Consider the following 25,991-nt stretch of genomic DNA (forward strand, 5'->3'; position numbering starts at 1 on the left):
TGAGAAGAATATGCAAAGGAAAAGAGGTCATATATATTATGAAGAGCAAAAATAAAGCGATTATTTATATTACTTTATCAGCACTTGGATTTGCTACCATGAGTATGTTTGTAAAGCTTGCAGGAGATATTCCCTCCATTGAAAAGAGTTTTTTTAGAAATCTGGTAGCATTCTTCTGTGCGTGGTTTTTATTACAGAAAAGCGGCTATGGATTCCAGTTTGAGAAGAAAAACCTTCCATATCTGGTTCTTCGTTCAACTCTTGGAACAATTGGAATTTTCTGTAATTTTTATGCAGTGGATCATTTAGTGCTTTCGGATGCCAATATGTTAAATAAGCTTTCTCCGTTTTTTGTAATTATTTTTTCTTATCTCTTTTTGAAAGAGAAAATTGCACCATTTCAGGCGGGTGCGATTTTGATTGCATTTATCGGAAGTCTGTTTATCATTAAACCAACATTTTCTGTTGTTTCCCTGTTTCCATCAGCCATCGGTCTGCTGGGAGGGCTTACAGCAGGAGCAGCGTATACCTGCGTCCGTTATCTGGGAACGAGAGGCGAAAGAGGACCAGTCATTGTTATGTTCTTTTCTGGTTTTTCCTGTCTGGTAACGATTCCTTATTTAATATTTGCCTATGAACCGATCAATTTACAGCAGTTGCTCTGTCTTTTGGGAGCAGGGGTAGCAGCAGCTTGTGGGCAGTTTGGAGTGACAGCAGCTTATGCCAATGCTCCGGCTAAGGAGATTTCCATCTTTGATTATTCGCAGATCTTGTTCTCTGCGTTATATAGCATTTTCTTGTTTGGAGATATTCCGGATCGATACAGTATTCTGGGATATGTTATTATCTGTGGAATGTCTGTGTTAAACTTTCTCTATAATAATGGAAAGCTTGGTTTTCAGAAAGTGGATACACCAGCATCTGCCAATAAATAGTCAGTGTTAATGAAATATTTGGAAAAAAGAATTCTTCAATTGCATCGGAATAGCCAGGATGCTTTTGAGGAATTTTCTTTTTGTGGAAGATGTTCTATTTCTCTTTTGGGGACATATATTAATATGGGAGGGACAGGCATGGGAAAACAAGAAGAGATATTGGAGGTTCTGCCTCGAAGGATACAGACACTTTTGAAAAAAGCAGGACTGGATTTTGAAAAGATGCAGGAAATCCGGATGAGGATCGGACGTCCATTGCAGATTGTATATGACGGACAGGGATGGTTTTTAAATGATGACGGCGAATGGTCGAAATCGCCTCACAGAGCCTGTATGATAACAGAAAACCAGATGAAAGAAGCGGTTGGCTATATGGCGGAGTATTCGATGTATGCGTTTCAGGAGGAGTTAAAGCAGGGGTTTTTAACGGTACGGGGTGGACATCGGATTGGCGTAGCAGGAAAGACTATTTTAGAACAGCAGCAAATAAAGGGAATGAAGTATATATCCAGCTTAAATATTCGAATTGCTCACGAGAAGAAGGAGTGTAGCAGGAAGATACTTCCGTATCTATTTTCCGGGAACCGTATCTGCCATACATTGATCATCTCGCCTCCGGGGTGCGGAAAAACCACGTTGCTAAGGGACTTGATCCGAAAGCTTTCTAATGGAGGTTATATGGTAGGAGTGATTGATGAAAGAGGTGAGATTGGGGCCAGTTATATGGGAATTCCGCAAAATGATGTGGGAATACAGACAGATCTTTTGGATTCCTGTCCAAAGGCAGAAGGGATCCTGATGATGATTCGTTCCATGGCACCACAGGTGATCGCGGTAGACGAAATTGGGAAAAAAGAGGATGTAGAAGCTCTATACTATGGAAGGAACAGTGGATGTATTCTGATCGCAACCATTCATGGAAGTTCTCTGGAGGAGGTTCGAAGAAAGAGGTGGATTGGGGATATGGTGGAGCAGGAATACTTTGAACGATATATTTTGTTGGAAAAGGTAGGAAAAATAAAAGGAATCTTTGATCAAAAGGGGGAATGTATATGCACTATATCAGCATTATCGGAATCGTAGCGATGTGTTCATTCGCTGGTGTTTATGCAGGAGGATTTGGAAAGAAGAGAATTCTTTTCTTTTTGGAATTTAAAAGGGTCTTAACTTTGTTAAAAGGAGAAATCCGATATGGCATGACACCAATTGGAGAGGCATGCATGCATGTGGCAGAAAAAACGGAGAAGGAGTTTAAAAATTTTCTGCTTGCAATTGGAACGGATACCCGAGAAAAGAAAGAGGCATCGTTTGAAACTATTTGGGAAGCTGCAGCAGAGAGACATCTTCCAAAAGCATATTTTAAACCGGGAGAATGGAAACAGATATTGACCCTGGGGGCCTCCATCGGTTATCTGGACGTGCCCATGCAGCTTCGTGCCTTTGATCTTTTATTAGATCAGGTGGAACATGGACTGGATGGAGCGAGAAAGAGGCAGGAAAAGGATGGAAAGCTGTATCAGACACTTGGGATTGGAATCGGACTGATGCTTGCGATCGTGCTGATTTAGGAGGGATGTGCGGTGACCATTCAACTTATCTTTAAAATTGCGGCAGTTGGCATTATGGTATCCATCATCATGCAGGTATTAAAACACTCAGGACGGGAAGAGCAGGCTTTTTTGATCAGTCTGGTAGGCTTGATTCTAGTATTGTCCTGGGTGATTCCATATATATATGAGCTGTTTGAGAGCATAGAAAAGTTATTTTCGGTGGTGTGAGCATGATTAAGATTGTACTAACAGGGATTATTACAGCAATTTTGGTGTTGATATTAAGAGAACAGCAAAAAGGCATTTCTGCAGTGGTCTTAATGGCAGGAAGTCTGGCAGTTCTCTTATTCTGTATGGAATATCTGGAAACCTTGCTAAAGCTGTTTGAAGATATTAGTGATATGATGCAGGTAGACCAAATCTATATAAAAATCCTTTTAAAGATCATTGGAATTGCCTACGTCTGTCAGTTTGCCAGTGAAATCTGTCAGGATCTGGGAAGTCAGACAGTGGGGAAGCAGATCGAAATAGCAGGAAAGCTGTCTGTATTGGTTGTCAGCATTCCTGTCATACAGGGATTATTGGATACTATGAAAGAGCTGCTTGCGCTATGAGAAAAAAGATATGTATTATTTTGTGGATCGGATTCATGGTATATCCGGTTCCAGTATATGGAGAATCCGATATTTCTCTGGATTCTCTGGAACGTGAGACAAGGGAACAATTCGATACGAATTTTTCCATAGAAGAGGTCATCGAAGGCTTTCAAAATGGGGAGATAAAGGAAACGCTTGGAGCTGTCATAAAGCAGCAGTGGAAAAAGGCCTTTCAGGAAGAAGAGGAGCTAAGGCAGTTATTTATTCAGATGATTTTCATCGGTTTTATGACGGCCGTATTCAGTAATTTTTCCAAAGCTTTTGTGGAACAATATGTGGGAACCACTGGTTTTTATATTGCCTATATGATGATGTGTGGTCTTATGATCCGGCAGTTTTTGATCATGTTTGAACTGGCAAAGGGAGCCATGGAAAATATCTTAACCTTTATGAAGGTGCTGATACCAACTTATAGCCTGGCTTTAGTGGCAGTTAGCGGACTGACTACTTCCATGGCGACTTATGAACTTTTTTTCTTTCTCATAGCTGCTGTCCAGTGGGGGATGATCACGATCGTACTTCCTTGTGTGAAGGTGGGCATGGTTTTAAAGCTGTTAAACTTTTTGAGTAGCGAGGATTTATTTTCTGGGTTTGTGGAACTTTTAGAAAGTTTGATCAAGCTGCTATTAAAAGGAGCGATTATGATCGTATTGCTGTTTAATATCTTTCAATCCATGCTCCTTCCGGCCATCGATTCTGTGAAAAGCAATGTGATTCAGAAGGGACTTGGATTCTTGCCAGGAGTAGGACAGGTATTGGGAATGGTAGCCAATACGGCTATTGGATCCGGAATTATCTTAAAAAATGCCATTGGTGCAGCAGGGATGGTGGTCATCTGTGTCATCGCCTTTTTACCTGTACTTAAGATTATGATCTATATTGGGAGCTTTTTACTGGCAGGGGCATTGCTTCAGCCGGTTACGGATCAACGACTTTACCGTGCCTTAAAGGGAGTAGCAGAAAGTGGGAAGCTTTTGCTGCAGGCCGTACTTACCTCTGTCGTTCTTTTTTTGCTTACCATTGCCATTGTTTCAGTAACGACAAATGTGAATTATTATATAGGATAGGACATGGAAATCTTTCAAAAATGTATTATTTTTTTCATCTTGTGGACACTCCTTCAGGAATTAGTGCCGAAAGGAACTTTTCAAAAGCATATGAGACTGATGGGCGGATTGATTTTCTTGCTATTATTTTTTCAGATGCTCTTTGGAACGGAGCGGCTACTGCCGTCGCTTTATAAAAATTATTACCGGAGAATTGTAGAAGACGTAACAGATGAAAAAGGAAAGGAAGCTCTTTATGAAGAATATGAGCAGCAGACAAGGAAACAGGTTGAGGAATATCTAAAAGAGAATGGATACCAGGTTGCAGAAGTGGACGTGGATTTGAAGGCAGATCAGATCTGGGAAATCAGTGTGAAGCTGGAGAATGTGGATGAATACGATGAAATACAGGTAAAAAAGAAACTATCTGACGTCTATTCTCTGGAAGAATCTCATATAAATGTAGAATCATAGGTGAATATTTATGAAAGCTTTACTGGAACAAATTGGAATTCGCAAGGGAGTTCTTTTATTATTGGCAGGCATTTGCCTCATAGTCTTAAGCATCCCGCATAGCTCTGGGAAAAAAGAAGAGGAGGAGAAGGCGGAAAGTGTACAGACACAGGATTTGACTGCCCAAAATCTGGAACAGAGGTTGGTTCAGACCTTATCTAAGGTAGAAGGCGTAGGTGCAGTGAGAGTTATGATTACATTAAAATCTTCGAAGGAAGCAGTTGTAAATAAGGATACTCCCTATGAGGAAGAGGAGGAAAAGGACGGGGACAGCGAGAAGAAATCCGTTAGCCGTCAGGAGGAAACAGTTCTGGTGGAAGAGGATGGAGAAAGTGTTCCCTATGTGGTAAAAGAATTGGAGCCTGAGATAGAAGGGGTGGTGGTAATTGCCCAGGGAGGGCAGAATGCAACAGTACAAAAGAACATTACAGAAGCAGTAACAGCCCTGTTTGATGTACCGGCACATAAAGTAAAAGTATTGAAAATGGAGGATGGTTCGTGAAGGTTTTAAAAAAATGGAAAAAAAGGAATCAATGGATGATCGCTTTGCTGGCTGTTTTGATCGCAGCAGCAGGATATGTCAATTATTCCGGTTTTGAGATTGAAACGAAAGAAACTTCCAGTAAAAATGCTGAAAATGTCAGTGGCAAGGTGGAAGATGATGATACACCGGTGGGAGAAGCAGTACTTACTTCTGCAGATGTGTCCAATTATGTGGCGCAGGCTAAGTTGAATCGGGAGCAGACTCATGGTAAAGCGAAAGAAACATTGCAGGAGATTATCTCCAATGAAAAGTTAACTGATAATGAGAAGGCAGCGGCGGTAGAAAAATTGGCTGTATTAAGCGAAAATCTGGAAAAAGAGGTTGCCGCAGAGGAACTTTTGGGAGCAAAAGGATTTTTAAATAGCATTGTCAGCATTGACGAAGATAATACAGATGTTATGATCCAGCAAAAGGAGGTATCCAAGATTGAAAAGGCGCAGATTGAGGATATTGTGACGAGAAAGACCGGATGTAAGGTGGAGGATATCGTGATTACTACGATAAAAACTGATGATTAAAACTCTTTGCAAAAGATAATATGTTTGGTATAATGAACTTAAGTTTACGAAGAGAAGTACTAGGAGGCAAGTCTATGGAATATAAAAATGGATATAATGTGAAAAAGAGCATTGGGGAAGTTAAGATTGCAGATGATGTTATCGCAATTATTGCAGCTTTGGCAGCAACGGAAGTGAAGGGTGTTGCAAAGATGTGTGGCAATATTACCAATGAATTGGTTTCTAAGCTTGGTATGCAGAGATTATCCAAAGGAGTTAAGATTACAGTAGGAGATGAGTCTGTAAGTGTTGACCTTGCATTAGAGCTTGATTATGGTGTGAATATTCCAGTAGTTTCTGAAAAAGTTCAGGATAAAGTAAAATCAGCGATTGAAACTATGACAGGGCTGGCTGTGGCAGAAGTGAATGTCCGAATAGTCGGCGTTGCAATTGACGAAGAATAAGATGGCGGCGGGACTGGTAACAGCCCCGCTGTTTATGCGCTGTGGAAGGAGTGGACTTGTCTGCCAGGAAGTGGATGATTTCCATATCCGATTTAGAAAATAAGAAGGATGAAGAGGATAGACCAATGAAGAGAAGTGAATTACGAGAACATATTTTTCGAATGATTTTTCAGGCGGAGTTTTCCGATGAAACGGAACGCAGAGAGAAGCTTACCATTTATTTAAATGCTCTGAAAGAAGGAACCAATAAAGAGATTACTTATATGCAGAATAAGACAGGCCAGATTTTTGATCAATTAGAAGAAATTGACCAGACGATTTCAGAGATTTCTTCTGGATGGAAGCTTAGTCGTCTGGGTAAAGCAGAACTTGCGATTCTGCGTCTGGCTGTTTATGAGATTCAGTATGATGAAGATATTCCGGATGGTGTGGCAATCAATGAAGCGGTAGAGCTGGCAAAGAAATATGGAAGTGAGCAGTCACCAAAATTTGTAAATGGTGTGTTGGCTAAGCTAGTATCATAATATATGAAGAGAGTATATTCTGTCTCTCAGATCAATGCTTACATCAGAAGGATGTTCACCAGCGATTATGCCTTGAACCATATTTACATTAAGGGCGAAGTATCCAATTGTAAATACCATTCTTCAGGGCATATTTATTTTTCTATCAAAGATGCCAAAAGTACGTTGTCCTGCGTAATGTTTGCCAATGCAAGAAGGCAGGGACTGAAGTTTCGCATGGAAAATGGACAGACAGTAGTGGTTGGAGGCAATATTAATGTATTCGAAAGAGATGGCTCTTACCAGCTATATGCATCAGAGATTATCTTAGATGGAGTTGGAGTCCTTTACGAGGAATATGAGCGTCTGAAGATGAAGCTGTATGAAGAGGGACTGTTTGATCATGAAAAGAAAAAAGCCATACCGAAGAATCCGAAAAAGGTAGGAATTGTAACTGCAAGGACGGGAGCAGCTATTCAGGATATTGTCAGCATTGCCAAACGAAGAAATCCTTTCGTCCAGTTGATCTTATATCCTGCAAAGGTACAGGGAGAAGGTGCAGGTCTCTCAGTTGCCCGTGGGATACAGGTATTGGATGGAATGGAACTGGATACGATCATTATTGGACGAGGCGGCGGTTCGATTGAAGACTTGTGGGGATTTAACGAAGAGGTGGTGGCAAGAGCAATTTATGAGGCAAAGACGCCCATCATCTCAGGAACTGGCCATGAGACGGACAACACCATCGCTGATTATGCTGCAGATCTGCGTGCGGCGACACCCTCTGCTGCATGTGAGCTGGCCATTCCGGATGTCCGAGAGATCATGGCAGCAATCGAAGGATATCGTTATCAGATTCAAAAATGGATGGATGTTCAGATTGCGTCCTACCAGCATCGTGTGGAGCAATATCGCATTCGAATAAATCTGCTCAGTCCGAAGAATCAATTGAAACAGCAGCAGATGCAGCTGATTCAGTTGCAAAATGGATTAGAGGCAGCCATACAGAAAAAAACAGAACGATATGCGCACAAACTTGAGCTGTACATCCAGAAGCTGCATGGACTTTCTCCATCTGCCAAGCTGACTGGTGGATATGGCTATATTACCGGGCAGGATGGATCCCCTTTACGTTCGGTGGAACAGGCACAAATGGGTGAGAAGTTATCCGTGTATCTTTCTGATGGAAAGATTCAGGCACAGATCATGGAAATTCAAAAAGAAGATGCCGGGAAATCATAGGAAAGGAGCAAATATGCCAAGAAAGAAATTTACGATAGAACAGGCGTTTCTGGATTTGGATGAAATCATCGAACAACTGGAAAAGGATGAGACGCCATTGAATGATGCACTGGCATTGTATACAGAAGGAATGAAGCTGGTAAAAAAATGCCAGGACAGTTTGGATAAGGTAGAGAAAGAACTGATCATTCTGGAAGAAGAGAACACTACCGTTTCCATAAACGGTGAAGCATAAGAAAAAAAGGGGGACAAGAAAATGACAATTAGAGAAGAAGTAGCTACAAAAGCAAAAGAAATCGATGCGGTGATCATGCCTTATTTACCAGATGTGGTCGGACCGCAGAAGACAATTTATGAAGCCATGGAATATACGATGCAGGCAGGCGGCAAGAGAATTCGTCCGATGCTGATGAAAGAAACCTATAAGATGTTTGGTGGAAATTCCAAGGTAGTAGAGCCTTTTATGGCAGCCATTGAAATGATTCATACCTATTCGCTGATTCATGATGATCTTCCGGCTCTCGATAATGATGATTATCGAAGAGGGAAAAAGACAGCGCACATCGTATTTGGAGAAGCGATGGCGGTACTGGCCGGAGATGCACTGTTAAATTATGCATTTGAAGTTGCTACGAAAGCATTTGATTATGTGGATCATTTGGAAGACGTGGCAAGGGCAATGAAGATTCTGGCAAAAAAACCAGGAATATTTGGAATGATCGGTGGGCAGGTTGTTGATGTGGAATTAGAAGGAAAGCCACTTACAATGGAACAGATTGAGTTTATTCACAGAAAGAAAACGGCTGCCCTCATCGAAGCATCTATGATGATCGGAGCCACTCTTGCAGGAGCGGGAGAAGGCGAAGTCCAGATGATGAAGAGGATTGGACGTAAGATTGGACTGGCTTTCCAGATTCAGGATGATATTCTGGATGTGATAGGGGATGAGGAGAACCTCGGAAAGCCGGTTGGAAGCGATGAAAAAAATCAGAAGACTACATATGTATCCCTGGTAGGTTTGGAACAGGCCAAAAAGGATGTAAAGAAATTGTGCGATGATGCAATGAATCAGATACAGTTATTCATCGGTGAGGATGATTTCCTGATGGATTTGATTACTTATTTAATAGACAGAGAAAAATAGAGACAAAATTGACTCATTAGGAGGCAAAGAATGAAAGAACGTTTAGATGTCATGCTTGTAAAACGAGGACTGGCAGATTCCAGAGAGAAAGCGAAGGCAGTCATTATGGCAGGAATCGTTTATGTGGATGGGCAGAAAGAGGATAAAGCAGGGACGACATTTCCCGAGACTGTTAAAATTGAAGTGCGGGGCAACACTCTGCGATATGTCAGTCGGGGAGGTCTGAAGCTGGAAAAGGCTATGGACCAGTTTGGCGTAGAATTAAAGGGAAAAGTATGTATGGACTGCGGTGCATCGACAGGGGGATTTACCGATTGTATGCTGCAAAATGGTGCAGTCAAGGTATATTCTGTGGATGTGGGGCATGGACAGCTTGCATGGAAATTAAGAAACGATGAGAGAGTTGTCTGTATGGAAAAGACCAACATGCGTTATGTAACGGCCGATGACATTGAAGAGCTGGCACAGTTCGTATCCATTGATGTATCCTTTATTTCATTAAAGAAGATTCTTCCTGCTGTCCGTCGTATTTTGGTAGATGGAGGAGAAGTGGTAGCATTGATCAAACCTCAGTTTGAAGCTGGAAGAGAAAAGGTAGGCAAGAAAGGGGTTGTAAGAGATCAGAAGGTACATGAAGAAGTCATTGCCATGATCACAGAATTTGCCATGGACAATAGCTTTAAGCTTCTTCATCTTGATTATTCTCCAATCAAGGGTCCGGAAGGAAATATTGAATATCTTTTGCATATGAAAAAACTGGAAGAGAATGCTTTTGTGAAGGAATATGATTTTGATATTCATCAGGTTGTAGAAGCTTCTCACAAGGCGTTATAATATAGAAGAAGAGGCATGTTATGAAGCATTTTCTAGTAGCAACCAATAAAGATAAAGATATCGACCTTCGCATTACACACGAGATACAAAAATATTTGGAGAAACGCGGTGCGGATATTTTTGTTGTTCCCGATGTGTATCAAAGTGGAATTAATAAGGATACACTTCCGGACAATATCGAGTGTGCCATTGCCCTTGGCGGTGATGGTACGATCTTGCAAATGTCAAGATGCTTAAGAGAAAGTGACATACCGGTTCTGGGTGTAAATCTTGGAAATCTGGGATTTTTAGCAGAGATTGAGGTCAACGAGATTGAAAGAATGTTGGAGTGCCTGTTAGCAGATGACTATCGAATTGAGAACCGGATGATGCTCCAGGGACAGGTTCTGAGAGGAGAGCAGATTCTGGGAGAGGAGTTTGCATTAAACGATATTGTCATCGGACGAAGCGGCTTTTCCAGAATTATTTCCCTTAATGTCTATGTCAATGGACATTTGTTAGACAACTACCATGCAGATGGTATTATTCTGGCGACTCCTACCGGTTCTACTGGATATAATCTATCAGCAGGAGGGCCGATCATTAATCCGGTTTCAAAGATGATTGTTGTAACTCCAATTTGCGCCCATGCAATTCAATCCAAAAGCATTATTCTGGATAAAGATGATAAAATTTCCATAAAGGTGCAGAAAGTCAGAAAGACTCAGTTGGAAGAAGCATTTGCAACGTTTGATGGACAAAAAGGAATTCAGCTGTCTTCTCATGATATTGTAAACATTGAGACAGCACAGCAGGTTACCAAACTGATCAAGATTACGGACCATAGCTTTTATGATATTTTAAAAAGAAAAATTGGAAAAATGCGATAAGGAGGCAGCTTTGTGAAGGCAAAACGTCAGGAAAAAATTATTGAGATTATAGAAGAGTATGATATCGAGACACAGGATGAATTAGCAGAAAAATTACAGGAAGCTGGATTCCGTACGACACAGGCGACTATATCCAGGGATATCCGTGAGATGAAGCTGACAAAGCTTACATTCCCGGATGGCAAGCAGAAGTACATTGCACTGGACAACAGAGATACGGCTTCTTCAGATAAATACAAACGTATTTTAAAGGATGGAATCACAAGCATTGCGATTTCTGAAAATATACTGGTGCTCCGTACAGTACCAGGTATGGCGATGGCCTGCGGTGCAGCTCTGGATCATCTGAAATTAAACCAGATCTTAGGCTGTATTGCCGGGGATGATACGATCATGTGCATTGCCCGCAGCAAAGAGATGGCACCAGAAGCCAAAAAGATTATTCAAAAACTAATCGGATGAAAAAAAGCGTGTTTGACGGTGTTCAAGCACGCTTTTGAGCAGAGAAAGGAACTATATGTTATTAAACCTACACGTAAAGAATCTTGCACTGATTGATGAGATCGAAGTAGAATTCGGAGATCATTTGAACATTCTGACTGGAGAAACGGGGGCAGGAAAATCTATTTTGCTTGGCTCCATGAATGCAGCACTTGGAAATAAAATTTCCAAAGATATGATACGGCCAGGAGAAAGCTATGCGCTGGTAGAGCTTTTATTTCACATTGAACAGCCGGAAATTTTAAAAAAATTAGAAGAGCTGGATATAGCGGTAGAAGAAGGAGAAGTGTTGATTTCCAGAAAGATCTTAAATCGACGCAATATCTGTAAAGTAAATGGAACAACGGTTACTGTGCCAAAATTAAAAGAGATTGCCAGCATGTTTATTGATATTCACAGTCAACATGAACATCAGTCACTGCTTCATAAAAATCAACATTTAAAAATACTGGATGAATTTTCTAAAAAAGAATCGCTGGATATTCGTAAACGGATTCAGAAACTGTATGAGCAATATGCGGATATAAAGCATACTTTGGAGGAAGACTATAGTGATCAAGAAAAAATAAAGCGGGAGCTGGATTTTGTTTTATATGAAATGAACGAAATTCAGTCTGCCAATCTTCAGCCGGGAGAAGACGAAGAGCTGGAAGCACAGTATCGAAAGATGATCAATAGTAAAAAGATTATGGAACATCTGCATGCAGTTTATCATATTACGGGATATGATGACGCCATGTCAGCGGGAAGCCAGATTGGAAATGCCATGAGAGAAATGGCATCTGCCGGACAATACGATGATGATCTGGCATCTCTAAGTGAACAGCTAGAAGCGGTAGATGGAATCATCAATGACTTTAATAGAGATCTTTCCAGTTATATGTCCGAAATGGAATTTGATGAGCAGGAATTCTATGAAGTAGAACAGCGGTTGAATACCATCAATGGGCTAAAGAGCAAATTTGGAGCGACGATAGAAGAAATCTTTGGGTATTACCATGAACTGGAACAAAAGAAGGAACGAATATGTAATTTTGAGGAAAATAAAGAAACGCTGTTGGTAAAACTGCAGGAAATCGAAAACGAGCTTCAAGCTGAGTGCGAGAATCTGACTGAGATTCGTAAAGAACATGCATCTCTATTGTGTCAGAAAATGATAGAAGCACTGAGAGATCTGAATTTCCTGGATGTTCAATTTTGTATGGAATTTTCAAAGTTGCCGCATTATACGAAAAACGGATGGGACGAAGCAGTCTTTATGATCTCCACCAATCCGGGACTTCCGGTACGTCCGTTAAATGAAGTGGCATCTGGTGGAGAGCTTTCCAGAATCATGTTGGCGATTAAATCCGTTCTGGCGGATGTAGATCAAGTGGATACGCTGATTTTTGACGAAATTGACAGTGGAATCAGCGGACGCACTGCACAGAAAGTCTCAGAAAAAATGGCAGTTATTTCCAAAACCCATCAGGTAATTGCAATTACCCATTTGCCACAGATTGCGGCTATGGCGGATAGTCATTATCTGATCGAAAAAAGGGTAGAGGGAGAACATACAAAAACAGTTATGACAGGACTGAATCAGGAGGCATCGGTCGTGGAACTGGCCAGAATTCTTGGTGGTGTAGAAGTAACCGATGCAGTATTGGAAAGTGCCAAGGAGATGAAGGAACTGGCAAAGCGTACAAAAAAATACTGATTGAAATAATCAGAATTTCATATACTACGAAAGGATAGATTCCTTAGAAAACAGGATAAGGAGCGTAGATATGAAAATAATAACAAAATACAGGCTGGGATTATGGGTTCTTTTGTTTTTTAATATTTTGGCCATTGGTTATGTCTATTATACGGTATGCAAAGATTCGATTCCAGATTCTATCCATTTGGCAGTAGACAATTCTTCGGAATTTGATTATAAGATTCCTGCAATTGGAATGATTGCAGAGAAAGACAGGAAGATCGACTCTGTCAATCTTAGCTCAAAATTTGTATTAAAAACCAAAACAACTGGAAAATATACGATGGAAGCAAAGCTTTTTGGTTTTTTAAAGCTAAAAGAGGTTGCTATAGAATCTCTGGAGCGACAGAAGGCAGCCCCATCCGGACAGATTACTGGTATCTATATTGAGACAGACGGGCTGTTTGTAATTGACACTGCGGAAGTAGAAACGGATTCTGGCATACAATCTCCTGCTAAAAATAAATTAAGGAGTGGAGATTATATTATGAAGATTAATGGAAAGGCACTTACATCCAAGATGAAGTTTATGGAAGAAGTGAACCGCCAGAAAGGAGAGCCTGTGATTCTCACCATTATGAGAAAGGGAAAGTTGACAGAAATAAAGCTGAGACCAGTTCTGGATGAGGAAGATAATCAGTATAAGATTGGAGCTTATATCCGCAACAATACCCAGGGAATTGGTACGATTACCTATACTCAGGGAAATCGATTTGCGGCACTGGGACACGGAATCAGCGATATTGATCTGGGGAGTCTGTTGTCCATTCGTGGTGGAGAAATTTATCAGGCAGAGATTTCCAGCGTGAAAAAAGGAGCAGCAGGATCTCCGGGTGAAATTGTAGGAATCATTGATTATAATAAAAGTAATCTTCATGGGACCATTGAAAAAAATACGGAAAATGGTATTTTTGGGACATTGATGGAAAAAAGCACGGAGAAATCAATTCCAATTGCATTTAAGCAGGAGGTAAGGGCTGGAAAGGCCTGGATCCTTTCCGACATCAGTGGAGAAAGACAGAAATATGAAATCGAGATTACCAGTGTGGACAAAGGAAATAACGAAAAGCTAAAAGGTATGCAGCTGAAAGTTACAGATCCAAAACTGAAAAAACTGACCAACGGAATCGTACAGGGCATGAGTGGAAGTCCGATCATACAGGACGATCGGCTGGTAGGGGCAGTAACACATGTCTTTGTCAGTGATCCCACGAAGGGCTATGGGATATTTATTGAGGAGATGCTAGAGCATTGAGCCGGGCAGCTCAAGAGCAGAAAGAAGGCAATGCAAGCTTGCTTGTGAGAGCCTTTTTTCTGCTCTTGGACTATATGGCGAAAGCTTCAATACGAAAGTGGAACGATTTTTAAAAGAAGAGGTGGACATAGGAGAAGTGATTCTTGCATAATAAGAAAAAACAATATAAAATGAAAAAGATAGAAAGAAAAGGATCGGAGGAAGAAGATGTTCGTAGAGGAAAGACATGAAAAGATTCTTCAATTGTTATACGAAAATGGAAAAGTCAAAGTAAAGGAATTGAGTGAGTGCTTTCAAGTAACAGAGGACTGTATTCGAAAGGATTTGGCCAGTATGGAAGGAAGGCAGCTTCTAAAGCGGACATATGGTGGAGCAGTGCTGCGAGAAAGTATGCATCCAGGCCACAGTACCTTTGTGGCTAAGAGAAAGGATGTCAATACAAAAGAAAAGAGAAAGATTGCAAGTAAAGCAATCGGCCTTATTGAGGATGGAGATGTCATATTTCTCGATATTTCCACTACGAATCTGGAGCTTGCCAAGGAGATCATCCAGAGTGGCAAGAAGGTAACGGTCGTAAGCTGCATGCTGGATATTGCCAATTTGTTTGATGCAGAGACCAATGTGAGATTCATTTTGCTAGGTGGAGAATTTCATAAATCATTAAATAGCTATCTTGGGTCTTTGACAATGGATATGATGGATGCATTTCGATTTGATCAGTGCTTTATGGGTGTCGTTGGAGCTGATTTGGAGGAGAATACACTTACAACCTATGATCCAGAGGATGGAATGATGAAGAAAAACGCCATCCAGCGAAGCCGCAAGGTTTATCTGGTGATGGAAACGAAGAAATTTGATTTTCATGCGAATTATGTGTATGGGAATTTTGAACAGGTGAAGGGAATTATTTGTGAAGGAATGCCAAAAGAAAAATATATTTCTCTGTTGCAGGATTACCAGGTAGAGATTATTTGATGAAAGAAGGATAACAGATGAGTACGAATAAGAAGAAAACAGGCCTTGTGCTAGAAGGCGGAGGAATGAGAGGTATTTACACGGCAGGTGTATTGGATGTGTTTCTGGAAGAAGGAATTCACTTTGATGGAGTTATCGGAGTTTCTGCAGGAGCGATTCATGGATGTTCTTATGTAGCAGAGCAACGGGGAAGAAATCTTCGTTATTATAAGAAATATTGCAATGATAAGCGATTTATGAGTTTTTATAATCTGGTTAGGTATGGGGATATTGCAGGAGAGGAATTTTGCTATCATGAGCTTCCGGAGAAGTTAGATCCCTTTGACTATGAGACATTTGAGAAGTCGGATACGGAATTTTACGTGACCTGCAGTAATTTAGAGACAGGAAAAGCAGAATACATAAAGCTAAATGATGTGAAAGAGGATATTGATCTTCTGCGTGCATCCGCATCTCTTCCTTATGTGTCCAGAACCGTAGAGGCCAATGGGATGAAACTTTTAGATGGTGGCTGTACAGATAGTATTCCGTTGCGGGCATTTTTGGAAATGGGATTCTTGAAAAGTGTTGTGGTTTTGACCAGAGATGAGCATTATGAAAAAACGGCGGAGAATCCATATCTTCCCAAAATCTTTTATCGAAAATATCCGAAGTTTATCAAAGCGCTTCGGGAGAGACATATCCGCTACAATAAAACAAGAGCGTCCATTGAGAAATTAAGTAAGGCTGGAAAAATTTTTGTAATCCGTCCAAGTGTGGAACTTGATATTGGACGGATGGAAAAGGATCCAGAAGAGCTTCAGCGTATTTATGATATCGGTGTTCAGGATGCCAGAGCTTCTTTGGAAGAATTAAAACAGTGGCTGGCATAGAGGCAAGGAAAAATATTCAAAAAAGTATTGACGAATCGCAAGATTCGTCATATTATTTAGGTAGGATTTAGCACTCGCAAATAGTGAGTGCTAACAAAAAATTCAGAGAAGGATCCACAGATGGATCTGAAAAAGGAGATGAGACGATGATATCAATACCAGTATTTGATATGATGATTTTGCCGGAAGTCACATTTTATTTTAAAAAAGATTTATTTGATGATATAGATTTACAGATGATCAAGCAGGGAGAAGAAGTACTGTTTATGATGTTGAAGGAATCTAGAAATCGGGAAGAATTATCTGCAGAGGATTTTTATACCTATGGAGTTTCTGGTCAGATCGAACACATCGATGACGATGGTAATATTAGAATTCGGGCCAAAGAACGAGTGAAAATCAGTGACATTGAGATTACAGAGGAAGGGGAGATTCACTCCGAGGCCGTGATTGTATCTGAAGAAGATGATATATCCGATGATGATATTAAGATTCGTTTTGAAAAGATCAAATCGAAATTGTTAAAGTTTATCCGTGGATTCCAATGGGGTGTCTGGGCAAGAGGATTTATTCTGCATTGGAAGACAATGAATGAGATGGTCTGTGCTCTTTCCGGTTATTTAGGATTATCCTGGGAAGAAAAATATGCCATTCTTGCTTCCAAGACCAGATCTGAGCGATGCCAGATGATAGAGACAGCAGTTTATGAATTTATGGAAATGACCAAAGTCAGTGAGGAGGCAGAAAATGCTCAGAAGGAAACCAACGAACAAGCTTATCGGGAAGGGGCTTTAAAGAAGCAGATTGAATTCCTGCAAAGACAGTTGGACGATATGCACCCTGAGAATGTTTCCGATGTACGGCGGTTTGAAAAGAAGATTCAGGATTCTGGCATGAATCCTGAAGCGAGAAAGGAAGCAGAGAAGGTATTAAACCGTATGAAGCAGGAAGGAAAGGATAGTCATGAGTATGGTATGCTCTATGATTATCTGGATTTTGTAACGACACTTTCCTGGAGACTGCCAATTGTGTTACCAGAAATTGATTTAGAGAAGGCAGAAGAAATTCTGGATGAAGATCATTATGGATTAAAAAAAGTAAAAGAACGAATTATACAGCAGCTGGCTGTTATGGCATTGAACAAGAAGCAGTCTGGATCCATTCTCTTATTCGTTGGACCTCCCGGAACTGGAAAAACCAGTATTGGACAGAGCATCGCAAAAGCACTGGGACGGGAATATGTTCGTATCAGCTTAGGTGGTGTGAGAGATGAAGCAGAAATCCGAGGACACAGAAGAACTTATGTAGGAGCTATGCCGGGAAGAATCATGGATGGTATGAAGCGTTGTGGTACCAACAACCCGGTTATGGTGTTAGATGAGGTGGATAAATTATCCAAGGATTATAGTGGAGATCCGGCCAGTGCCCTATTAGAGGTGTTAGATCCAGAACAGAATGCCACATTTACCGATCATTATATGAATGTGCCATATGACCTTTCCAATGTTTTGTTCGTTTGTACGGCCAATACAACGGATACCATACCAGAACCGTTGTTAAATCGTATGGAGGTGATTCAGTTCCCTGGTTATACGGCAGTGGAGAAATTCCAGATTGCAAGAAAGCACCTTCTGCCAAAGGCCATGAAGAAGATGGGTATTAAAGCGAGAAATTTAAAAGTAACCGATGACGCCATGCGTGGAATCATCGATAACTATACCATGGAAGCAGGGGTTCGTGGTCTGAAAAAGCAGATGGATACTTTATGCAGGTTTGCGGCAGTGAAGCTGGTAAAAGGAGAGCAAAAAAGTATTACGGTCAGTCCAAAACGTCTTCCGGAATTTCTTGGCCGGAAGATGCTGCAGCATGAGCATATATTGGAAGAAAAGATGCCGGGCGTTGTAACCGGTCTGGCATGGACACAGGCTGGTGGTGAGATTCTCTTTATTGAGACTTCGCTCACAGAGGGAAGCGGCAAGGTCATCATTACTGGACAGTTGGGAGATGTGATGAAGGAATCAGCGCAGATAGCCATTACATTGGTAAAATCAATGTTTCCAAAAGAAGCAAAGATATTGGATGATCATGATCTTCATATCCATGTACCGGCAGGAGCCGTTCCAAAGGACGGACCATCTGCAGGTATCACATTGGTAACAGCCTTAAGTTCTTTGATTCAGAACAAAGCTGTTGGACCAGAATATGCCATGACGGGAGAAGTTTCCCTGCGTGGAAATGTCATGCCGATTGGTGGACTTCCAGAAAAACTGATGGCAGCACAGCGAGCTGGCATTACGAAAGTATTTATTCCAAAAGACAATGTGGAAGATCTGGAGGATGTGGCAGAGGAAGTAAAAGAAAAGTTAGAGATCATTCCAGTGAAAAAGGCAGCAGATGTACTGAATGTGGTATTATAATAAATAGATAGATAAAAACACCAGACAGATCCTTTTGGAAATCTGTCCGGTGTTTTTTTATCTTCGCACAATCTGATAATAAGCTTTTGCAGTTATAGAATAGATGATTCCATAGATTAGTGCGAATACGACAAAGCAGATGATGGTGCATTTAACATAAAGAGCCGTATTTAGCAGGTTTAAAAGCCGCAGAATCCGACTGATCACTGGAAAGGCAAAGGCAACATGGATGCCAGCCATAATGAGTGGAAGGAAGAATACGGTGAGAATCTGTGACTGGATGGATTCTCGGACTTCTTCGTGGCTCAACCCTACCTTCTGCATGATCTCGTATCGTTCTTTGTCATCATATCCTTCAGAAATCTGCTTATAATAAATGATCAATATAGCGGCTAATGTAAATAAAGTACCTAAGAAGATGCCCAGGAAGAAAAGTCCTCCGTATATTCCAAGCATCTGATTTCGTTCCTGTTCCGCTATAGCTGTATAATAGGAATAGCTGTGCTGAGCCTCTTGGGTTGCATTGGTCATCACTTTGGAAAGAACTTTGGAAAAGTTTACCTGGTCATTTTTACTTCCTTTGACATTATAATTTCGGGAAGTGGCAATGGTAGAAGCGTATTCTCCATAGGATTTTAGATTTTTCTCTTCCAGATAGTTTAGTTCCGCCATATCTTTTACTACGATATAGTAGCTTCCTGCAATGTTGGAGGCAAGTAATCCGTTTTTTACACGAGTGTCCGTATGTTGTTTGATCGTATAGGTACGGCCAAAAATCTGAAACTGATCGGGGTCATATTTTTCCCGATAAGTAGAGATCAGAATTTCCTGATCGTTCAGAGTGGCATGGCTTCCTGTTATTTTGTTATAGTCTGACAACGGAACAAAGAGCAGGTTTACCAGATTGTCAGCTACAACACCATTGGATACACTTTGATCCGTTGAGAAGGAATCTCCGTTACGCAACGCACAAAAGGTGAGGTAACGATAGGAAAAGGATTCCTGCACGGAGAGAGGAGATTGCGTTAGGGCTTTGGAAAGCTCTTTTGTCAGCTGTTGGTTTTCCTCATCCGTCATTCCATTGGTTTCTACAGTAATATCATAAGGGTATCGTTCTTGCATGATGTCTTCAAATCCTACCATTAGTGAGCTGGTAGAAGAAATCATGACTAAAACCATGGTGGACAGGATACAGATACTGGCCAGTCCGGCAGCATTTTGCTTCATACGGTAGATCATACTGGAAATACTGATAAAATGTCTTGTTTTATAATAATAGCTTTTATTTTTATGCAGTGCTTTTAACAAAGTGATGCTTCCGGCAATAAAGAGAAGATAGGTGCCAATGATAACCAGAACAACGGCTCCGAAGAAATACATTAAAGCCTCTGTGGGATTGGTGGTCGTGACAGAGATATAATATCCGCCTGCCAGACAAAGAAGACCGAGAATGGAAAGAATCCATTTGGCACGGGGCTCCTTTTCTCCGGCATTTTTACTCTGAAGCAATTCAATCGGTTTGGCCAGATGGATCTGGCGGATGGAGTTAAGGAATATGATCAAAAAAATGGCACTGAATAACAGAAGTGTCTGTTTGATTGCCGGTTTTGATATATAAAATCCCATAGACACATCCAGATTTATCATTCTTAAAATGATCAGATACATCAGCTTATCCATTAAAATGCCGGTGAATAGACCAAAAAGTATGCTGATGATCAGAATATAGATGGTCTCCAGGCCGATTACTCTGGACAGATGCCGTTTTTCCATTCCCAATATATTAAAAAGTCCGAATTCCTTTTTTCTTTGCTTCATCAGAAAGCTGTTGGTATACATCAGGAAGGTGAACGCAAAGATGGACACGACGATACAGCCTAAATTCATAGTTTCGGTAATGGTATCTGCTCCCACAAGAGTATATAGGCCTTTATTATGGGAAAGAGATGCCATAATATAATACATGGCGGTGGTAAAGATGCAGGTAACGATATATGGAATATAGGTTTTTGCATTCTTTTTAATGTTGTCTGCTGCCAACTTGGGATAAAAGACTTTATTCATACTGGTCACCACCTGTCGCAAGTAATGTGAGGGTATCGGAAATAATCTGGTACAAGCTCTCATTGCTATTGTTGCCACGGTAAATTTGGTGGAATACTTGGCCATCTTTAATAAATAAGACGCGGCTTGCGTGGCTGGCTGCTTTTGTGGAATGGGTTACCATTAAAATGGTCTGTCCATCTGCATTCACCTGATTAAACAGACGTAAAAGATCATCTGTAGAACGGGAATCCAGTGCACCTGTTGGCTCATCGGCCAGGATCAGCTTTGGATTAGTGATCAGGGCTCTGGCTACGGCTGCCCGCTGTTTTTGTCCTCCGGATACCTCGTAGGGGTATTTACTTAGAATATCGAAAATACCAAGCTTTCTTGCGATTGGCTGTAATCGTGCATTCATTTCTTCGTATTTTTTTCCTGAAAGGACCAGAGGCAGGAAGATATTATCCTGAATTGTAAAATTATCCAGAAGGTTAAAATCCTGAAATACAAATCCAAGGTTATCCCGTCGGAAGGAGGAAAGTTCCTTTTCTCTGAGTGTAGCAAGGTTTTTTCCATCCAGAAAGACTTCTCCACTGGTAGGTTGATCCAATGCAGCTAATATGTTTAAAAGTGTGGTCTTTCCAGAACCGGATTCCCCCATGATCGCTACGTATTCTCCCGAATCTACAGAGAAGCAAACATTGGAAAGCGCCTGAACCTGATTGCCGCCAAAGCGGGTGCTGTATATTTTTTTTAAATGATTGACTTCTAAAATTGTCATTTGATATGACCTCCTTTTCTTTTGACTTAACTATAGCAAAAGAATGGACTGGCAGACATCGATTCATGTGACAGAGGGAACTGTCAATGTGACATTTTTGTAAGGTGTTGATGGTTGACGGATCATTCTGGAACCAAAGGACTTTTATACAGGTCCAAGGATACGGTAGTTCCTTTACCAACAACTGAAGAAATCTGTATAGAACAGCATAATTTATCCGCTGCTCGTTTGCATAGATACAGGCCGATACCAGTAGATGTTTTCTCGGAATGGCCATTGTATCCGGTAAAGCCACGCTCAAAAATACGGGGAAGGTCCTCTGAAGCGATTCCAATTCCAGTATCAGTAATCGTGAGCACCTGATGTTGGTCCACCTCGATCTTAATTTCTCCTTGGTCGGTATACTTAATGGCATTGGACAAGAGCTGTTCAATAATAAAAGATAACCATTTTTCATCGGTTAAGACAATCTGATCCGTGCCGGCATAGGAAAGACGAAGTTTTTTTCGGATAAAGGAAGGAGCATACTTTCGAATGGATTGGCGGATGATAGAATCTAAGGAATGCTCCTGAAAGATAAAGTCAGAAGAACTTTCATCCAGTCGAATGTAAGATAAGACCATCTCTACATATTGTTCGATTCGAAATAATTCATTGGATAATTCTTTGTGTTCTTTGGTATCCTCCAGTTGGAGGATCAATCGCATGACGGAGATGGGGATTTTGATCTGGTGTGCCCATGTACTATAATAATCGAGCATATCCTGAGTTTTGGCCTGCTGGCTGGTAATCTCTTCTGTGCGGATTTTTTGCAGATTCCAAAGCATTTCCTGATAGAGCAGCTCTATTTGACTGGAGGAATCTGGAAATTTGTTAGGAAAAATAGGAAGGTTTTCCTTTACCTCCGAAAGTTTTCGGTACTTTTGACAGTACTGATAAAAGTGGATGATACAGATGATCAGTCCGAAGAAGAGGCAAAGAACAAAAGCGTAGACAAAGACTTCCAGTGTGATGCGATAGAGATAAAGAATCAACGCAAAAATTCCTTCAAAAAGAAGAAAGAAGATACCCATTAAAGCATATTGCCGTATATATTGTTTGAAAAGTGATGCGATAGAGATATGCATTGTATGCCTGCCTTTCTATTCGATGATATAACCGGTTCCTATCTTAGTCTGGATAAAATGATCCAGACCAATAGAAGATAATTTCTTACGAAGTCGGGTAATATTCACGGTCAGTGTATTTTCTTCTACATAAGAATCGATTTCCCAAAGCTTCATCATCAGAGTATCTCTGCTGACAACCTTTCCCTTTTGTTCCATCAGTGTCTGCAGAATACGAAAATCATTTCTTGTCAGATCAAGTCGCTGTCCCTGATAAGTCAATGTAGTGTCATTTAGGTTTAAGATTGCTCCTTTGTGTTCTAAGACAGGAATCTTCCCAGACATATCATAAGTACGTCTTAACATTGCCTGAAGTTTTGCAGTTAGCACATTGGTGTCAAACGGCTTGGAGATAAAATCATCGCCTCCCATATTCATTGCCATAACAATGTTCATATTGTCGTCAGCAGAAGAGAGAAATACCACAGGAACATTGGAAATCTTTCGGATTTCACTGCACCAATAGTATCCATTATAAAATGGAAGAATAATATCTACCAATACCAGATGAGGATCAAAATCGGTAAATGCTTTGATCACATGCTGGAAATCTTTCACACAGTGTACTTCATTTCCCCAAGATTCCAGTTGCTGTTTTAAAATTTGTGCGATGGAGGCGTCGTCTTCAATAATTAATATCTTGTGCATACTATTTCCTCGTTTCTACTCGATATATTCTATCATATTCAATGCTCTTATCATAACAAAAAATACCTGAAATTTCCACAGTAGGGAAAAAGGCTTAAGAAGATTGGCAAAAAAATGAAAAAATCTTTTAAAAATCTAAAAAAGTACTTGCATTTTGAAAAAAAGGATGTTATTATAGCATAGTGCTTTGAAGAGAGTAAAAATAATAAGGATATGCAGTTGTGGCGGAATGGCAGACGCGCTAGATTCAGGTTCTAGTGCCCGCTTAAGGGCGTGTGAGTTCGACTCTCATCAACTGCATTGGAAGCGGTTTTTAGTAACGTTTGAGTTGCTGGAAGCCGTTTTTTGTTATATAAAGAAATTCTTTGAAGTATATAAAAAATTCTGAAAAAAAGATAAACTCTATTGACAAGTACCTTCCGAGTGTTATAATCATTTAACAATGATTAGCACTCAATGAAGATGAGTGCTAACAAAAACAGCTATGATGAATTGTTTATGAAGAAATAATAATATTAGGAGGGATACTTATGAAGTATGCAGTCATCTATCAGTCCAGAAGTGGTAATACACGATTGATTGCGGAACGTATTTATCAAACATTGGATACGAGTGAGAAAGAGCTGATTGATCTAGATATTACATCCGAAGTACCAAAAGCAGATGTTTATTTTGTTGGCTTTGGAGTGCATGATTATTTTTGCAGCATTCATGTACTCAATGCATTGGATCAGATTACTTCTGGAAGGATTGGATTATTTGCCACCTGTGGTTACCTGCCTGCCGAGCAATATAAGGCGAATTTGGAAAAGCGTCTGGATGTGTGGATGCCGGAAGGGGTAGACTATCTGGGTATGTTCTTATGTCAGGGAAAGGTTGAGGCGGATCAGAAAAAGAAAATGATAGAACAACTTCCTGATCGTGAGAAAGAGTTAAAACATATGTTTAAGATTGGAAAAACACATCCGGATCAGGAGGATTTGGAAGAGGCAGAAGATTTTGCAATGGCAATTTTAGAAAAGATAGAAGGTCTCGCATAAAGGAATTGATGACAATAGGGCTTAGTCAGAGCTATAATAAAGAAGACTATTTGTAATCAGTTGTAAATTTCACAGAAGCAGGAGTTTGGTATAGGGAATATCATGGATTATGTAGAGTGGAGAGGGGATTTGACCTTTGCACAGTCACCGTTTAATGAAGTGGACAATTTGATTTTGTCCTGTTTATCCTATGTTCGGTTGGAGGGAGTAGATGCCATCGGATTTGGACAGCATCGGCCGCTGTGGCAGGTATCCAGACGATTTCAAGATGTTCTAGTGGAAAATTATATTAGTATTATTGAAGACAAGATGGTGACACAGTTTGCGATGCTGGAAATCATCCTGGGAGATGGAACGTCATATCTTGCATTTCGTGGAACAGATGATACTTTAACAGGGTGGAAAGAAGATTTCTATCTTACCAAAGGCGGAATGCCTGCAGGAGAAGCAGCGGTTACATATCTAAATCAGATTGGATCAGAAAGTTCGTATGATCTGAGGATTGGGGGGCATTCCAAAGGAGGTTATCAGGAATGCTTTCTAAATTTTATCGATATATACCGGAAGAGTCAATTGTGGGTATGCTCTTTGAACATTCGGTACATCCTGTCGTCGTAAAAAGCGTTCAGAAAGGGGTACTGCAGCACAATGGATTTACCTGGGAGGTATTGGGACCATCATTTGAATATGCAGAAGAACTGAGTAAGAAATCAAAAAGGTTCCATTTTCTTTTTCATGATTGTCTGGATGGAATTGCGCCAGAGCAGCACGAAATGGTAATCGAAGACTTTTTCGCTGTTTTGACGGCCACTGGAGCATCCATGTTGAGCGAAATTTACGAGGGTGGATTTAAGAATTTGAGGGTGATGATCAAACAGATTGAATTTCTGCATCCAGAAACGAGAGAAATCGTAACGGAATTGATATGGAATCTTATGCTTGGACGAGTGAAACTGGAGGAGAAGCAGGGCGAGAGGACTGATATTGAGAAATATCAGGAGAACTAAAAACAGGCGAAAATTTGGCCTGTTTTTGATATGTGCGCCTAGCGGCACACGTTTCTTAAGGGTTAAAATAATATTGACAATATCATAGGTTGTTTGCAATCTGAAATTTTAAATTCCTTGGCTTTACATTGGGAAGGAACGGGAGTAGTATATGATCTGTGATTTTCGAGATTGTCTCATGGAAACTCTCAAAGCCGTAAACATCCTCGATTGTATCTGCAATATCCCTCTGGCTCATGCCTTTTGTGTACATTGCAAGAACCTTGTCTTCGATCCCGCTGACATCCCGTGTCCTTTTCGGGATGATTTGTGGGTTAAATGAGGCATCCCAATCCTTGGGAACACTGACTTGTACTTCGCCATAAGAGGTCTTGACATTTTTATCAATATATACGTTGCGGCGATTTTCTGTGGTCTTATATCCGTGATCATTGGATTCATACCCAAGGTGTGCGTCCATCTCTCCCTGCAGTATAGCTTCAAACATAGGACCCAAAATATCTTTGATAGCATCTTGCATATCTTCTTTATTCTGCGGTTTGTATTGTTCCATAATCATTCTGGCGATTGCTTCGTCTTTCAATTCTTGTTCCATCTATAGCAATCAGCTTTCCATCAATTAATCCCCAACTCTTTAAAACAAGAGTTAAGTTTCTGTAAATCAAGTGATTCGACATATGCATCAATAACACGAGCAGAACTATCATTATCAATTAACTCATCCAAAGATGTGGTTATCATTCTTGTC

At 40.6% G+C, this 25,991-nt stretch carries 29 protein-coding genes, 1 tRNA gene and 1 pseudogene; 26 read left to right on the forward strand and 5 right to left on the reverse strand.

Annotated features, from left to right (window positions below; translation table 11 throughout):
* Window positions 1-38 precede the first annotated feature (38 nt).
* From BHF69_RS03545 to lon, 22 genes are all read left to right on the forward strand, one after another.
* Window positions 39-935 carry a DMT family transporter gene (locus BHF69_RS03545; protein ID WP_075669689.1) on the forward strand — a complete coding sequence of 299 codons (897 nt, stop codon included), beginning with the start codon at window positions 39-41 and terminating at the stop codon, window positions 933-935.
* Window positions 936-1,073: 138 nt separating this feature from the next.
* Window positions 1,074-2,018: a stage III sporulation protein AA gene (gene spoIIIAA / locus BHF69_RS03550; protein WP_075669849.1), complete on the forward strand. Its 945-nt coding sequence runs from the start codon at window positions 1,074-1,076 to the stop codon at window positions 2,016-2,018.
* Window positions 1,988-2,503, forward strand: coding sequence for a stage III sporulation protein AB (locus BHF69_RS03555; protein ID WP_075669690.1), 516 nt, complete (start codon window positions 1,988-1,990; stop codon window positions 2,501-2,503). The genes spoIIIAA and BHF69_RS03555 overlap by 31 nt, the downstream gene beginning before the upstream one ends.
* Before the next feature lie 12 nt (window positions 2,504-2,515).
* Window positions 2,516-2,713 carry a stage III sporulation protein AC gene (gene spoIIIAC / locus BHF69_RS03560; protein WP_075669691.1) on the forward strand — a complete coding sequence of 66 codons (198 nt, stop codon included), beginning with the start codon at window positions 2,516-2,518 and terminating at the stop codon, window positions 2,711-2,713.
* A gap of 2 nt (window positions 2,714-2,715) precedes the next feature.
* Complete coding sequence (locus BHF69_RS03565; protein WP_075669692.1) at window positions 2,716-3,099, forward strand: SpoIIIAC/SpoIIIAD family protein; 384 nt, start codon at window positions 2,716-2,718, stop codon at window positions 3,097-3,099.
* Complete coding sequence (locus BHF69_RS03570; RefSeq protein ID WP_075669693.1) at window positions 3,096-4,208, forward strand: stage III sporulation protein AE; 1,113 nt, start codon at window positions 3,096-3,098, stop codon at window positions 4,206-4,208. Before BHF69_RS03565 ends, BHF69_RS03570 begins: the two co-directional genes overlap by 4 nt.
* Before the next feature lie 3 nt (window positions 4,209-4,211).
* A complete protein-coding gene (locus BHF69_RS03575) occupies window positions 4,212-4,661 on the forward strand; it encodes a stage III sporulation protein AF (RefSeq protein WP_075669694.1) in 450 nt (149 codons plus the stop codon).
* Between the two features lie 10 nt (window positions 4,662-4,671).
* The gene (locus tag BHF69_RS03580) at window positions 4,672-5,202 is read left to right on the forward strand and encodes a stage III sporulation protein AG (RefSeq protein ID WP_075669695.1); all 531 of its coding nucleotides are present in this window, start codon (window positions 4,672-4,674) and stop codon (window positions 5,200-5,202) included.
* Window positions 5,199-5,762 (forward strand): SpoIIIAH-like family protein, encoded by a 564-nt coding sequence (locus BHF69_RS03585; RefSeq protein WP_242946101.1) that lies wholly within the window; start codon window positions 5,199-5,201, stop codon window positions 5,760-5,762. Before BHF69_RS03580 ends, BHF69_RS03585 begins: the two co-directional genes overlap by 4 nt.
* 74 nt (window positions 5,763-5,836) lie before the next feature.
* Window positions 5,837-6,205, forward strand: a complete 369-nt coding sequence (locus tag BHF69_RS03590; RefSeq protein ID WP_075669696.1) for an Asp23/Gls24 family envelope stress response protein — start codon at window positions 5,837-5,839, stop codon at window positions 6,203-6,205.
* A gap of 125 nt (window positions 6,206-6,330) precedes the next feature.
* The gene (gene nusB, locus BHF69_RS03595; RefSeq protein ID WP_075669851.1) at window positions 6,331-6,729 is read left to right on the forward strand and encodes a transcription antitermination factor NusB; all 399 of its coding nucleotides are present in this window, start codon (window positions 6,331-6,333) and stop codon (window positions 6,727-6,729) included.
* 3 nt (window positions 6,730-6,732) lie between these two features.
* Window positions 6,733-7,950, forward strand: coding sequence for an exodeoxyribonuclease VII large subunit (xseA, locus tag BHF69_RS03600; RefSeq protein ID WP_075669697.1), 1,218 nt, complete (start codon window positions 6,733-6,735; stop codon window positions 7,948-7,950).
* Between the two features lie 13 nt (window positions 7,951-7,963).
* Complete coding sequence (gene xseB / locus BHF69_RS03605) at window positions 7,964-8,185, forward strand: exodeoxyribonuclease VII small subunit (RefSeq protein WP_075669698.1); 222 nt, start codon at window positions 7,964-7,966, stop codon at window positions 8,183-8,185.
* Between the two features lie 21 nt (window positions 8,186-8,206).
* A complete protein-coding gene (locus BHF69_RS03610; protein WP_075669699.1) occupies window positions 8,207-9,094 on the forward strand; it encodes a polyprenyl synthetase family protein in 888 nt (295 codons plus the stop codon).
* A gap of 30 nt (window positions 9,095-9,124) precedes the next feature.
* Entirely contained in the window at window positions 9,125-9,928 is an 804-nt protein-coding gene (locus BHF69_RS03615) for a TlyA family RNA methyltransferase (RefSeq protein WP_075669700.1), read from the forward strand.
* A gap of 20 nt (window positions 9,929-9,948) precedes the next feature.
* Window positions 9,949-10,797: an NAD(+)/NADH kinase gene (locus BHF69_RS03620; RefSeq protein WP_075669701.1), complete on the forward strand. Its 849-nt coding sequence runs from the start codon at window positions 9,949-9,951 to the stop codon at window positions 10,795-10,797.
* A gap of 12 nt (window positions 10,798-10,809) precedes the next feature.
* Entirely contained in the window at window positions 10,810-11,259 is a 450-nt protein-coding gene (gene argR, locus BHF69_RS03625; protein ID WP_075669702.1) for an arginine repressor, read from the forward strand.
* Window positions 11,260-11,314: 55 nt separating this feature from the next.
* The gene (recN, locus tag BHF69_RS03630) at window positions 11,315-12,997 is read left to right on the forward strand and encodes a DNA repair protein RecN (RefSeq protein ID WP_075669703.1); all 1,683 of its coding nucleotides are present in this window, start codon (window positions 11,315-11,317) and stop codon (window positions 12,995-12,997) included.
* A gap of 70 nt (window positions 12,998-13,067) precedes the next feature.
* Entirely contained in the window at window positions 13,068-14,294 is a 1,227-nt protein-coding gene (gene spoIVB / locus BHF69_RS03635) for a SpoIVB peptidase (protein WP_075669704.1), read from the forward strand.
* 207 nt (window positions 14,295-14,501) lie between these two features.
* A complete protein-coding gene (locus tag BHF69_RS03640) occupies window positions 14,502-15,269 on the forward strand; it encodes a DeoR/GlpR family DNA-binding transcription regulator (protein WP_075669705.1) in 768 nt (255 codons plus the stop codon).
* 17 nt (window positions 15,270-15,286) lie between these two features.
* Window positions 15,287-16,141 (forward strand): patatin-like phospholipase family protein, encoded by an 855-nt coding sequence (locus BHF69_RS03645; protein WP_075669706.1) that lies wholly within the window; start codon window positions 15,287-15,289, stop codon window positions 16,139-16,141.
* 146 nt (window positions 16,142-16,287) lie between these two features.
* Window positions 16,288-18,558, forward strand: coding sequence for an endopeptidase La (gene lon, locus BHF69_RS03650; protein WP_075669707.1), 2,271 nt, complete (start codon window positions 16,288-16,290; stop codon window positions 18,556-18,558).
* Between the two features lie 57 nt (window positions 18,559-18,615).
* On the opposite strand, the gene BHF69_RS03655 is transcribed toward lon, so the two are convergent.
* The 4 genes from BHF69_RS03655 to BHF69_RS03670 form a co-directional block, all read right to left on the reverse strand.
* On the reverse strand, window positions 18,616-20,622 hold the full coding sequence (locus BHF69_RS03655; protein WP_075669708.1) for an FtsX-like permease family protein: 2,007 nt from the start codon (window positions 20,620-20,622) through the stop codon (window positions 18,616-18,618).
* Entirely contained in the window at window positions 20,615-21,382 is a 768-nt protein-coding gene (locus BHF69_RS03660) for an ABC transporter ATP-binding protein (RefSeq protein ID WP_075669709.1), read from the reverse strand. Before BHF69_RS03660 ends, BHF69_RS03655 begins: the two co-directional genes overlap by 8 nt.
* A 122-nt stretch (window positions 21,383-21,504) precedes the next feature.
* A complete protein-coding gene (locus BHF69_RS03665) occupies window positions 21,505-22,416 on the reverse strand; it encodes a sensor histidine kinase (protein ID WP_242946103.1) in 912 nt (303 codons plus the stop codon).
* 108 nt (window positions 22,417-22,524) lie between these two features.
* The gene (locus tag BHF69_RS03670) at window positions 22,525-23,196 is read right to left on the reverse strand and encodes a response regulator transcription factor (RefSeq protein ID WP_075669710.1); all 672 of its coding nucleotides are present in this window, start codon (window positions 23,194-23,196) and stop codon (window positions 22,525-22,527) included.
* Between the two features lie 215 nt (window positions 23,197-23,411).
* On the opposite strand from BHF69_RS03670, the gene BHF69_RS03675 reads away from it, so the two are divergent.
* From BHF69_RS03675 to BHF69_RS14535, 4 genes are all read left to right on the forward strand, one after another.
* Window positions 23,412-23,496 (forward strand) — tRNA-Leu (locus BHF69_RS03675).
* 230 nt (window positions 23,497-23,726) lie between these two features.
* Window positions 23,727-24,236, forward strand: a complete 510-nt coding sequence (locus tag BHF69_RS03680) for a flavodoxin family protein (protein WP_075669711.1) — start codon at window positions 23,727-23,729, stop codon at window positions 24,234-24,236.
* 102 nt (window positions 24,237-24,338) lie between these two features.
* Window positions 24,339-24,854, forward strand: coding sequence for an Mbeg1-like protein (locus BHF69_RS14530; RefSeq protein WP_075669712.1), 516 nt, complete (start codon window positions 24,339-24,341; stop codon window positions 24,852-24,854).
* A complete protein-coding gene (locus BHF69_RS14535; RefSeq protein WP_278276964.1) occupies window positions 24,818-25,243 on the forward strand; it encodes an Mbeg1-like protein in 426 nt (141 codons plus the stop codon). Before BHF69_RS14530 ends, BHF69_RS14535 begins: the two co-directional genes overlap by 37 nt.
* A gap of 145 nt (window positions 25,244-25,388) precedes the next feature.
* Here BHF69_RS14535 and BHF69_RS03695 read toward each other — a convergent pair.
* Window positions 25,389-25,838 (reverse strand): annotated as a pseudogene (locus BHF69_RS03695) (transposase); the annotation flags it as partial.
* Window positions 25,839-25,991 lie beyond the last annotated feature (153 nt).

It is taken from the genome of Anaerostipes sp. 992a (assembly GCF_001940245.1).
Lineage (GTDB): Bacteria > Bacillota > Clostridia > Lachnospirales > Lachnospiraceae > Fimousia.

Coding starts and splice junctions, on each gene's coding strand:
- BHF69_RS03610 (WP_075669699.1), top strand. CDS start 8,207: ATGACAATTAGAGAAGAAGTAGCTACAAAAGCAAAAGAAATCGATGCG.
- BHF69_RS03545 (WP_075669689.1), top strand. CDS start 39: ATGAAGAGCAAAAATAAAGCGATTATTTATATTACTTTATCAGCACTT.
- spoIVB (WP_075669704.1), top strand. CDS start 13,068: ATGAAAATAATAACAAAATACAGGCTGGGATTATGGGTTCTTTTGTTT.
- BHF69_RS03620 (WP_075669701.1), top strand. CDS start 9,949: ATGAAGCATTTTCTAGTAGCAACCAATAAAGATAAAGATATCGACCTT.
- BHF69_RS03555 (WP_075669690.1), top strand. CDS start 1,988: ATGCACTATATCAGCATTATCGGAATCGTAGCGATGTGTTCATTCGCT.
- xseB (WP_075669698.1), top strand. CDS start 7,964: ATGCCAAGAAAGAAATTTACGATAGAACAGGCGTTTCTGGATTTGGAT.
- BHF69_RS03640 (WP_075669705.1), top strand. CDS start 14,502: ATGTTCGTAGAGGAAAGACATGAAAAGATTCTTCAATTGTTATACGAA.
- BHF69_RS14535 (WP_278276964.1), top strand. CDS start 24,818: ATGCTCTTTGAACATTCGGTACATCCTGTCGTCGTAAAAAGCGTTCAG.
- BHF69_RS03655 (WP_075669708.1), bottom strand. CDS start 20,622: ATGAATAAAGTCTTTTATCCCAAGTTGGCAGCAGACAACATTAAAAAG.
- BHF69_RS03615 (WP_075669700.1), top strand. CDS start 9,125: ATGAAAGAACGTTTAGATGTCATGCTTGTAAAACGAGGACTGGCAGAT.
- BHF69_RS03645 (WP_075669706.1), top strand. CDS start 15,287: ATGAGTACGAATAAGAAGAAAACAGGCCTTGTGCTAGAAGGCGGAGGA.
- BHF69_RS03565 (WP_075669692.1), top strand. CDS start 2,716: ATGATTAAGATTGTACTAACAGGGATTATTACAGCAATTTTGGTGTTG.
- recN (WP_075669703.1), top strand. CDS start 11,315: ATGTTATTAAACCTACACGTAAAGAATCTTGCACTGATTGATGAGATC.
- BHF69_RS03590 (WP_075669696.1), top strand. CDS start 5,837: ATGGAATATAAAAATGGATATAATGTGAAAAAGAGCATTGGGGAAGTT.
- xseA (WP_075669697.1), top strand. CDS start 6,733: ATGAAGAGAGTATATTCTGTCTCTCAGATCAATGCTTACATCAGAAGG.
- spoIIIAA (WP_075669849.1), top strand. CDS start 1,074: ATGGGAAAACAAGAAGAGATATTGGAGGTTCTGCCTCGAAGGATACAG.
- BHF69_RS03575 (WP_075669694.1), top strand. CDS start 4,212: ATGGAAATCTTTCAAAAATGTATTATTTTTTTCATCTTGTGGACACTC.
- nusB (WP_075669851.1), top strand. CDS start 6,331: ATGAAGAGAAGTGAATTACGAGAACATATTTTTCGAATGATTTTTCAG.
- BHF69_RS03570 (WP_075669693.1), top strand. CDS start 3,096: ATGAGAAAAAAGATATGTATTATTTTGTGGATCGGATTCATGGTATAT.
- BHF69_RS14530 (WP_075669712.1), top strand. CDS start 24,339: ATGGATTATGTAGAGTGGAGAGGGGATTTGACCTTTGCACAGTCACCG.
- BHF69_RS03680 (WP_075669711.1), top strand. CDS start 23,727: ATGAAGTATGCAGTCATCTATCAGTCCAGAAGTGGTAATACACGATTG.
- lon (WP_075669707.1), top strand. CDS start 16,288: ATGATATCAATACCAGTATTTGATATGATGATTTTGCCGGAAGTCACA.
- BHF69_RS03660 (WP_075669709.1), bottom strand. CDS start 21,382: ATGACAATTTTAGAAGTCAATCATTTAAAAAAAATATACAGCACCCGC.
- BHF69_RS03580 (WP_075669695.1), top strand. CDS start 4,672: ATGAAAGCTTTACTGGAACAAATTGGAATTCGCAAGGGAGTTCTTTTA.
- BHF69_RS03670 (WP_075669710.1), bottom strand. CDS start 23,196: ATGCACAAGATATTAATTATTGAAGACGACGCCTCCATCGCACAAATT.